Here is a 9877-nt window from a genome sequence, read left to right as displayed (position 1 = left end):
GCCTTTTCCATAACGCTCACGACCGGGACTTTTGATCCAAGCCGCTTATGGTGGTTTGCTACCTGCTCCTGCAAGCCGATAGCGAGGGGCCATACCCTCATCTCTTACGCCGCTTGCTGCGGCACACAGAAGTCCTGCACCCACTAGATGTAATCCGAGAGTTAAAGCAATTTTAGGTAGAGATGGCAATAATGCTGTACCGACTGATGCAGACAATTCAATCAATTTTTTAACTTTTCTTTTAGTTCTTTTATCTTTATTTAAAATATTTGTAATTTCAGCGGTGATAACAAGAAATGGATCATCCAAATAATCATTTGCAAAGGCATCTAAATAAATGACGTTATGTTCTGTATTATTTAAATGTTTTGTCCAATGACATACGAACCACGTTTTACCTTCACCCCAACGTGCATCCAATGCCAACACAGCACCACACCGCAAACGATCAACATAATTTGTAAGCTGAATTCCTAAACGCTCACGATCCTAAAGATCACCCTCCCAAGCAGTTCCAATATTTTCAAAATTATCACGTTGCCAATTTAATTGATCTGTTTCATGCATTTTTTAATTCATTATTAATAAGTTACTACATTTATGATATGACAATTTTAAAGAACTGTTCACATCTATTTTTACAAATGGTTGCAAATAAGAAATCTGCTTACAATTTCCTCAGACTTTAGTTTTAAGCCCGCTAGTTTTTAAACAAAATCATGATAGATTAAATTATAAAATTGTTTTAGGGAATAAATTATCCCCATGAAATTACTAGGTTTTATTTTAATAGAAATACAGCTAGTATCATTTCAAACGTTTTTATTGAACAAGAAGTTCTAGTCTTAATACGATACATTTTAGTAAGGATTATAAGGAGAAATACACATGGCTTATCAAAATATCTTAGTCCCAGTTGACGGTTCAGAAACAGCTTATGCAGCAGTGGCTAAAGCAGCTGAGTTTGCTAAAGCATTTGGCAGTAAAATTACAGTAGTTCAAGTTTTAGCACTTGATCCGTATATCGCAGCAGAATACATTTCTGCTAGCCAAACCAATGACTTGATTGAACGTGCTCGTAATGCGATTGTTGATTCGCTAGCAGCAGCAAAGGCAAAATTCAATGAACAAGGCCTTGAAGTAGAAACTAAACTTCTTGAAGGACAAGTGATTCATCGTGAAATTGTGAGAGCTGCTGAAGATAGCCATGCTGATTTGATCATCATTGGTTCACATGGCCGTACAGGTCTGAAAAAACTGTTCCTGGGTAGCGTTGCTCAAAGTGTACTCGGAGAATCTCATATTCCGGTGCTGATTGTTCGCCAATAATATTCTCTTATATTTCCCATCTTTAACTAAAGGTGGGAAAATTTTATTCCGATAATCAATCTACCTACAGCTTTTATCAACTATTCATCCACTGATATTGTTTTAAATTAATTTTATCTCCAATCACCATTACCCCTTCTGCCACTAATTTTGATCGTTGAATACTTTCTCCGCTTTCATTTAATTTGCTTAGGCTAATTTTTCCTTGAGAGTTGATAACCCTATGCCAGGGAATATCCGCCGCTGAATCCAGATGCTTTAATACATAACCGACTAAACGTGCATGTTTGGGTAAACCTGCCATACGGGCAATCTGTCCATAACTGGCCACTTTAGCATATGGAATTAAGGCAACCACTTGCAGAATTTGACGCGCCAACTCATCACTGGAGCGACCTGAAGGTTCTGGCATACTAAGGTCCTTAAATCATCCCATTTAAAATTTCAAGCTATAAAAAAAGCCCGTTATGAACTTCTTTTATTTGTGTTTTACACTTAGAAATTATCCGGACTTTCCAAACGTTTCACGACTTGCACCTTCTCTGGATTATGCATGACTGCAACACCATCTTCGGCTTTTTTATCAATTAAGGCATCCGGATTATATACGGTAATAGTTTCATTGCCGTTGGCATCTTCACCAACAATATACTGAAAGCCTTTGCGGTTCATTTTATGACACAAGCGTTGATACCAGCCCTTAAAACCCGTGGTTTCTTCATTGGGGTTATAATAAAAGGCATTCATGACCGCAGGTAAACCCAGTCCACAGACTACGCCGGAAAGTAAAACGGCAATAAAGGTATAGCCTACCAGGATACTGCTGTACTCACTGAGTTCAGGAATATTTGCTACCGCCAGAATCAAGGCAAGCGAGATTCCGCCACGCACCCCACCCCATGATAAAATTGCTAAACTACCATTATAGCTTTTGTTTCTAAAGTTCGGGAAAAATGCAAATGACAGATAGTTGGCAGCAAAGCGCGAAGCATGCAGAATCAGGAACGCCACAATCCCGCCCAGAATTAAACTAATGCTTAAATCCAGAATAAACAGTTCCAGACCAATCAAGGTGAACAAGAAGGAATTGATGATCCCTTCAACGGTATGCCAGAAATGGTTGACTTCACGAATTTCACGTTCTTGTAAAATTTCCTTCCACTTATTTCCTACCACCAAACCGCCAATCACACAGGCAATGGGTGCAGAGGCATGGGCAAATAAAGCCACCAAATATGAACCACAAGCCAGTAATGCGGTGGTTAAAATCAAAGATTCCATTTCGTGTTTGCCACGAAGCAATCTTAGAATGCCCAGACCAAAACCCCAGCCAATAATTATGGCCACTACAATCTCGTAAAGCAAAGTTTGCAACGTACCCACAATGGTAAAATGTTCACCCTGCAATACATATAATAAAGTCATGAATACGGCGATACACATGGCATCATTAAATAGTGATTCACCTTCCAGTTTAACCATGAGGTGATGCGGTGCACGTACCGAACTGAGTACACCTTTAATTCCGATCGGGTCGGTCGCACCCAATGCAGCACCTAACAGTAAAAGCACCAATAAATCGACATGCTTGCCAATCAGGAATTGATAGCCATATAAAGTGACACCAAAAAATACCGCACACAGTACCAGTGCAATACTGGCCAAAATACTGATCGGTTTCCAGTGGCTTTTTAAATCGGACACTTTAAATTTTAAAGCGGAAGAGGTCAGGATAAAACAGATCACGCCATTGATTAAAAAATCATAGAAATCAATATGACGAACTGCTTCTTCAATATTGTGAATATTAATGGTGATGAACTTGTTGCCACTGAGTAAACTGGCACCCCATTGTAAAATAAAGACAAAAATTGCCGAAACAATGGGTACACCTATCGCCTGTGGAAAACCTAAAATACGCTTATTAAAAATAGTCGTTGCAATTGAAAGCGCAAAAATAACTGTAAAGACCTGAAGAAAAAAGAAATTTCCCATTAAAGTTCCAATTTGAGCGATTGATTGGAATAAAGCGAACGCATCCCACCATTTCCAAATAAATATTTAATTCAATACTATTTATTCACCGAATCAGTTTAACCATTTTTTCTTTGACTCACAAAATAGTTAAGTTTTTTTACATATTTTTAGCAATGATTTAACATAGCCCAAGATCCATTTATTTAGTATCTCCTCATTTTTTTCATTTCTCTCTACATTAAGTTGAATTTAACCATGCATCAAACAGTTAAAACCATATTTCGGCTTTTTTTTGCAGGGATCATTTTTCTTATTACCTTGACTTTATTTTTGAGTATTTTTTCAAAAAGCCGAGAAATTATAAAAGCAGATCAAGCTTTTCAGTACGCCACGCAGATTTCCTTAAAATCTACACCTGACAAACCACTGGTGCTGGTCTCGAATAATCAACGCCCGGATCAGGCCATTTATATTGTGATTGCACAGAATGGTTATATTACCAAATTAAACTGCCAGCATTATCTGCAAGATATTTGTACAGATGAATATAACCAGTCCCATACCCGACAAATCCAGCAATTAGAGCTATTAAAAATAGGTCAGCAGCATTATATCCAGCAGGTTAATTATCAAGATAGTCGTACCCAAAAGCAGCAGCAATGGTCTTATTCTAAGCCGCAAATTCAGCAATTTTATCAAGCTGATATTTCAGATTTAAAATATCACCTGTTTAGTATGGCACTGTTTGCATTGGCAGCACTGTATGTGTCTATTCGAATTATCCGGAACTTTAAACAGTTTATTCATGGTTAACAAAAAAAGAGGATTTAATATCCTCTTTTTTTAATGCTTCATTACTATTTAAATGGCTTGATTAAAAGTATCACAATCATTGATATTCCCCGATTTCAACCCGGTTTCAAACCATTTCATGCGCTGCTGGCTGCTGCCATGGGTAAAACTATCAGGTACCACCTGCCCGGTCGCACGTTTCTGTAAATAGTCATCACTAATCTTATGCGCTGCATCCATGGCTTCTTCAATATCGCCCTGCTCCAGAAACTGGGTGCGTTGCTGGTTGTGATACGCCCAAATCCCGGCAAAACAGTCTGCCTGTAATTCCTGACGTACAGAAAGCTGATTGCCTTGCACTTCACTCGATTGGGCACGGGCTTTTTGCACTTGTGCTGAAATACCTAACAGCGTTTGCAGATGATGTCCTACTTCATGAGCCACCACATAAGCCTGGGCAAAATCACCGGCCTGATCCTGGCGGGACAATTCCGTGCTGTTTTGCTCACCGGATATACCCATTTGCTGACGCATATCTTTAAAGAAAGCCGTATCGATATACACTTTCTGATCCGAAGGACAATAGAAAGGCCCCATGGCAGATTGTGCGGTACCACAGCCCGAATCCACCACCCTATTAAACATCACCAGTTTAGGCGCGACATACTGCGCATTAAGCTGCTGCTGGAACACTTGGCTCCAGGTATCTTCGGTATCTGCCAATACCGTACCGACAAAATCCATGGCTTCCTGCTGTTCCGGGCTTGGATTCTCCAAACCTCTGGTTTCAGCCGGTTGTGATTGTGAAGTGACCTGTTTGGTGGCCTGATAAGCCTGTTGAGGATCGACTCCAAAAAATTTCCAGGCCACGAATGCGACGACCAGCCCCAAGATACTAATCCCACCTGCTTTAGCTCCGCCACCACCACGACGGTCTTCTACATTGCTACTGATTCGACGTCCTTTCCAGCGCATAGTGCTTTTCCTTAGAATTAGCTCAATCTATTTTAGCGAGCTTTTTCATCATTAAGCCTGTTTTGACTTGGACTTCATCTTCTGAATAACGCTAACCATAATTAAAACCAACAATCCAGCAACAAAACCAATCCCCAGATTAATTAAGGTCGGAGTCACTGCGCCAATAATATTGCCCATTGTAGGAAGGTGTTGTACATAATCGACCGAGTCTTCGGTCACATGATGGAACAATGGAATGGTATGGGTAATAATTCCGCCACCCACTAGGAACATGGCAATGGTTCCGACAATGGTCAAAGTTTTCATCAGTTTTGGGGCAAACGCCAGCAAACCGCGTCCCACAGTTTGCTTGAAACCCGATGCCTGCTTGGTTAAGTACAATCCCAGATCATCAATTTTGACAATCATGGCGACAAAACCATACACCCCAATAGTCATGATAATCGCAATAGCTGACAGCACCATCACCTTAGTACCAAAAGCAGCTGTTGCAACGGTACCCAATGAAATCACCACAATTTCAGCAGACAAAATAAAATCGGTACGAATCGCCCCTTTGATTTTTTCTTTCTCGAACTTGGCCAAATCAGTTTCAATGGCATTGAATTCTGCTTCAGCCGCTTCTTCCGTCGTGGCTTTTTTGTGCTGCACACTGTGCAGCACTTTTTCTACCCCTTCATAACACAGGAACAGACCACCAATCATCAATAACGGATTGATGAGCCACGGCGCGATCACACTAATCAGTAACGCCAGAGGCACCAGAATGAGCTTATTCACAAAAGAGCCTTTGGCAACACCCCAAACCACAGGCAGCTCACGCTCTGCACGCACGCCACTCACCTGTTGAGCATTGAGTGCCAGATCATCACCCAATACGCCTGCGGTTTTTTTTGCCGCCATTTTACTCATGACAGCAACGTCGTCTAAAACAGTTGCAATATCATCTAATAATATTAATAAACTACTCGCCATTCCTGTTATCCCTAAAGGTTCTATCGGCTATTTTAAAGAGAAAAATTCAAAAAAACTGTATCCACATCATTAAATTGTTCTTATTTTTTCAATGATCTGTTTTTATAGTGCCTGACATTCAAAAACATTATGCCGTACAATAAGGCAATACATCAGCATATAAGTATGTAGTGTTCACTACTTTGGAATAGAGAGATAATGAGTAATCAAGACAATCGTCCTGTTATTTTGACTGGCGACCGCCCAACCGGACAACTTCATTTAGGTCATTTTGTAGGTTCTTTACGTTCACGCGTAGGTTTACAGGATTCTCACCATCAACATCTCCTTCTTGCTGATGCCCAAGCTTTAACCGACAATGCCGATAACTTTGAAAAAGTACGCCGTAATATTATTGAAGTGGCAACAGATTATTTGGCTGTAGGTATTGACCCGACCAAAACCACCATCTGTGTTCAGTCCTGCTTGCCAGCACTGAATGAACTGACCATGTTGTATTTAAACTTTGTCACTGTATCTCGTTTAGAGCGCAACCCGACCATTAAATCTGAAATTCAGATGCGCGGCTTTGAGCGCGATATTCCGGCAGGTTTCCTGTGTTACCCTGTAGCACAAGCCGCTGACATTACAGCATTTAAAGCCACTGTCGTACCTGTGGGCGAAGACCAAATTCCAATGATCGAACAGACCAACGAAATCGTGCGTCGTTTAAACCGTCAGATTGGTCATGAGATTTTACCTGAATGTAAGGCACTGCTGTCTAATGTTGGTCGTTTACCAGGTTTCGACGGTAAAGCAAAAATGTCGAAGTCTTTGGGCAATACCATTGTGCTGGATGCATCTGACAAGGACATCAAAAAAGCTGTGAATGCCATGTATACCGATCCAAATCATTTGCGTATTGAAGATCCAGGTCAGGTGGAAGGCAACGTGGTATTTACTTACCTAGATGCATTTGATACCAACAAAGAAGAGCTGGAAGAGTTAAAAGCACATTATCGACGTGGCGGTTTGGGCGATGGTACGGTGAAAAAACGTCTTGAAGGCATTTTGAAAGAACTGATTGGCCCTATTCGTGAACGTCGTATGGAATTACAGAAAGATCCTGACTACATCATGGATATTCTAAAAACCGGGACTGACAAGTGCCGTGATATTACCCAGCAAACCCTTGATGAAGTGAAAGCAGGACTTGGCGTTTTCCACTTCTAAACACTGTATATTTTTAAAAGCCCTTCTTTTCTAGAGGGGCTTTTTTATAGCTAAAAAATGAGTAATCAATCACACTAACCCAGAGTGATTAACCTGAATTAACACAACTTAACTGAAAGCATCATGAAATGACTCAGCCTTCATTTTAAGATGTCTTAAATGCTTAGAGCTACCCCTAGTTCTAACATTCTCCTTAACCGAACTGTGCAAACAGATTCGTTGTTCTACGCAATGATCACCCCAATCATTGCGTATTTTTTTGCCTGATTTTCAAGCCATCATAAGTTTCAGGCAATAAAAAACCCGCACTGAGCGGGTTCTTTTCATTCACAATTTATGCATGTTTATGACGCATATGCGGGAACAAAATCACGTCACGGATACTTGGTGCATTGGCAAAAATCATCACTAAACGGTCAATACCAATACCCTCGCCTGCTGTAGGAGGAAGACCGTATTCAAGGGCTTCAATGAAGTCTGCATCGAAGTGCATCGCCTCATCATCGCCGGCATCTTTTTCAGCAACCTGTGCCTGAAATCGCTCTGCCTGGTCAATCGGGTCATTTAATTCCGAGAAACCATTGGCCAATTCACGACCACCGATGAAGAATTCAAAACGGTCAGTAATGTGCGGATTTTCATCATTACGGCGCGCCAATGGAGAAGTTTCCGCTGGATATTCGGTAATGAATGTCGGTTGACGCAGTTTGGTTTCCACCGTTTCTTCAAATACGATGGTTTGCAGTTTACCTAGGCCAAAACCAGGTTTCACCTGTTCTTTCAATTCTTCCTGAATGAATTTCGCCAGGAATTCACGGTCAGATACATTTTCAGGTGTAAATTGCGGGTTGTGTTCCAGAATGGCATCAAACATGGAAATTTTCTTGAATGGACCCTTGAAGCTATACACTTCTTCACCATAAGGAACGTCTGTCGTACCCAGGATATCTAGCGCCAGTTTCTCAAGCATATTTTCAGTTAAAGCCATCAAGTCTTTATAGTCTGCATAAGCCTGATAGAATTCAATCATGGTGAATTCCGGGTTATGACGGGTTGAAACCCCTTCATTACGGAAGTTACGGTTAATCTCGAACACCCGCTCAAAACCACCTACCACCAAACGTTTCAGGTAAAGCTCAGGTGCAATACGCAAGAATAACGGCATATCTAAGGCATTATGATGCGTTTCAAACGGACGCGCAGAAGCACCGCCTGGAATTACATGCATCATTGGCGTTTCCACTTCCATGAAGCGTTCATTGCTTAAATAGGCACGAATCCCAGAAACCACTTTGGCACGAATTTCAAAGGTTTTACGGGTTTCTTCGTTTACGATTAAATCCAAATAACGTTTACGGTATTTGACTTCTGTATCAGTTAAGCCATGGAATTTGTCTGGAAGTGGACGCAGTGACTTGGTTAAAAGTTCAAATTTCTCGATGTGTACATACAGGTCACCTTTACCGGAACGGCCGATATAACCTTCAACTGCAATGATATCGCCCAGGTCCAGGCTCTTGATGGTTTCCAGTACTTCAGGTGCAAGTTCTTTACGTGCAACATAAAGCTGAATACGGCCAGTCATGTCCTGGATCACAATGAATGACCCGCGGTTCAACATCACGCGACCAGCCACTTTTACATGGACGTGTTCGCCAGCTTCAATTTCTTCTTTAGATTTTTCAGCAAATTGGTCTTGTAAATCTTGTGCATAGTGCTCACGCTTAAACGCGTTTGGCCATGGACTAATACCAGTTTCTTTTGCGTGGTCTTGAATCTGCTTTAACTTGGCATGACGCTGTGCAATTAAATCGTTTTCGGAAATGTGTGGTTCAGAAGTCGATTGAGCGTTATGTTGCGTCATCTCTGCCTCGAATATGTGTAAAAAACGGAAGTTGCATAGCATAGCAGATTTAGTGCAAATTTCGAATGTCTTATTGCTATACAAATGCACTGATTTGCTAAAAGCCGGGTTCTTTACTTCATCTGGCTAGGCTTCGGTAAGCTGTTTAACAGTCTCATAACCCTTTTAAACCCGTTTTCCATCATTTCCCGATAGCCTTTAGACCTACCTACATTCACCCTGAGTATGTTTTTTCCATCTATCTGCTCCAGAACATATTTCTCTAAAGCACCCTTCCATTTTTTAACTTCTTCACCTTCCAAATCTTCAATACTCTCTCAAACCCTAGCTAAATGTTTAAAGATCACCACTTTCAACTCTTCCAAACGCTCAATCGTAGCAACCATACCGTTGCCGTAGGTTCATTGGCTATAGCTAAGGATGCCATATACCTGCCGTACTTTTTAAGGTAAGGCTGCAATTAAAATTGCATAACTCAATGTTTCAATAGCGTGGCCAACTCTCCAAAACATGCTGTCCATGAAAGTAGAGAAACCATTTTTTACACCATCGCTACATTTTGTTATTGAATACTGAGTTGAACAATAAATCACACCAAGCATTTATTTTTAATAAATAATTTATTAGGACTTACGCATTGACAGATTCAAAAAAGTATTAAAATGCTTTATAAAGTATCTGTGATCAGACGAATTAAACATGCTTCTACAGCAACTTGTACATTACCCATTTATATGGGCTTTCTCATGA

Annotated in this window: 8 protein-coding genes and 1 pseudogene; 3 read left to right on the top strand and 6 right to left on the bottom strand. The window is 40.7% G+C overall.

From position 1 onward, the window contains the following. Positions 1-132 precede the first annotated feature (132 nt). A pseudogene (locus FTU91_RS14200) lies at positions 133-567 on the bottom strand (P-loop NTPase fold protein); the annotation flags it as partial. A gap of 321 nt (positions 568-888) precedes the next feature. On the opposite strand from FTU91_RS14200, the gene FTU91_RS14195 reads away from it, so the two are divergent. After that, positions 889-1329 (top strand): universal stress protein, encoded by a 441-nt coding sequence (locus FTU91_RS14195; RefSeq protein ID WP_166167484.1) that lies wholly within the window; start codon positions 889-891, stop codon positions 1327-1329. Positions 1330-1405: 76 nt separating this feature from the next. On the opposite strand, the gene FTU91_RS14190 is transcribed toward FTU91_RS14195, so the two are convergent. Then, the gene (locus FTU91_RS14190) at positions 1406-1741 is read right to left on the bottom strand and encodes an MGMT family protein (protein ID WP_180082581.1); all 336 of its coding nucleotides are present in this window, start codon (positions 1739-1741) and stop codon (positions 1406-1408) included. A gap of 83 nt (positions 1742-1824) precedes the next feature. Then, the gene (locus FTU91_RS14185; protein ID WP_180082578.1) at positions 1825-3324 is read right to left on the bottom strand and encodes a sodium:proton antiporter; all 1500 of its coding nucleotides are present in this window, start codon (positions 3322-3324) and stop codon (positions 1825-1827) included. 237 nt (positions 3325-3561) lie between these two features. Here FTU91_RS14185 and FTU91_RS14180 point away from each other — a divergent pair, with 237 nt between their 5' ends. Continuing rightward, the gene (locus FTU91_RS14180; protein WP_180082576.1) at positions 3562-4119 is read left to right on the top strand and encodes a hypothetical protein; all 558 of its coding nucleotides are present in this window, start codon (positions 3562-3564) and stop codon (positions 4117-4119) included. A 48-nt stretch (positions 4120-4167) separates the two neighbouring features. Here FTU91_RS14180 and FTU91_RS14175 read toward each other — a convergent pair whose 3' ends face one another. After that, complete coding sequence (locus FTU91_RS14175; RefSeq protein ID WP_180082573.1) at positions 4168-5073, bottom strand: neutral zinc metallopeptidase; 906 nt, start codon at positions 5071-5073, stop codon at positions 4168-4170. Positions 5074-5124: 51 nt separating this feature from the next. Beyond that, positions 5125-6051: a DUF808 domain-containing protein gene (locus FTU91_RS14170; RefSeq protein WP_180082572.1), complete on the bottom strand. Its 927-nt coding sequence runs from the start codon at positions 6049-6051 to the stop codon at positions 5125-5127. A gap of 198 nt (positions 6052-6249) precedes the next feature. Between FTU91_RS14170 and trpS the strand changes: the two genes are divergently transcribed. Further along, entirely contained in the window at positions 6250-7263 is a 1014-nt protein-coding gene (gene trpS / locus FTU91_RS14165) for a tryptophan--tRNA ligase (protein WP_180082570.1), read from the top strand. 334 nt (positions 7264-7597) lie between these two features. Here the strand turns inward: trpS and lysS are convergent, their stop codons facing one another. Beyond that, positions 7598-9127 carry a lysine--tRNA ligase gene (gene lysS / locus FTU91_RS14160; protein WP_218944789.1) on the bottom strand — a complete coding sequence of 510 codons (1530 nt, stop codon included), beginning with the start codon at positions 9125-9127 and terminating at the stop codon, positions 7598-7600. Positions 9128-9877: the final 750 nt, after the last annotated feature.

It is taken from the genome of Acinetobacter sp. YH12201, from assembly GCF_013418145.1.
Classification (GTDB): Bacteria; Pseudomonadota; Gammaproteobacteria; order Pseudomonadales; family Moraxellaceae; genus Acinetobacter.
This window is presented reverse-complemented; position numbering and strand designations above follow the sequence as displayed.

What these genes read in the sequence shown, in the direction of transcription:
- FTU91_RS14180 (WP_180082576.1), top strand. Translation starts at nt 3,562, where the DNA reads ATGCATCAAACAGTTAAAACCATATTTCGGCTTTTTTTTGCAGGGATC.
- FTU91_RS14175 (WP_180082573.1), bottom strand. Translation starts at nt 5,073, where the DNA reads ATGCGCTGGAAAGGACGTCGAATCAGTAGCAATGTAGAAGACCGTCGT.
- FTU91_RS14185 (WP_180082578.1), bottom strand. Translation starts at nt 3,324, where the DNA reads ATGGGAAATTTCTTTTTTCTTCAGGTCTTTACAGTTATTTTTGCGCTT.
- lysS (WP_218944789.1), bottom strand. Translation starts at nt 9,127, where the DNA reads ATGACGCAACATAACGCTCAATCGACTTCTGAACCACACATTTCCGAA.
- trpS (WP_180082570.1), top strand. Translation starts at nt 6,250, where the DNA reads ATGAGTAATCAAGACAATCGTCCTGTTATTTTGACTGGCGACCGCCCA.
- FTU91_RS14195 (WP_166167484.1), top strand. Translation starts at nt 889, where the DNA reads ATGGCTTATCAAAATATCTTAGTCCCAGTTGACGGTTCAGAAACAGCT.
- FTU91_RS14170 (WP_180082572.1), bottom strand. Translation starts at nt 6,051, where the DNA reads ATGGCGAGTAGTTTATTAATATTATTAGATGATATTGCAACTGTTTTA.
- FTU91_RS14190 (WP_180082581.1), bottom strand. Translation starts at nt 1,741, where the DNA reads ATGCCAGAACCTTCAGGTCGCTCCAGTGATGAGTTGGCGCGTCAAATT.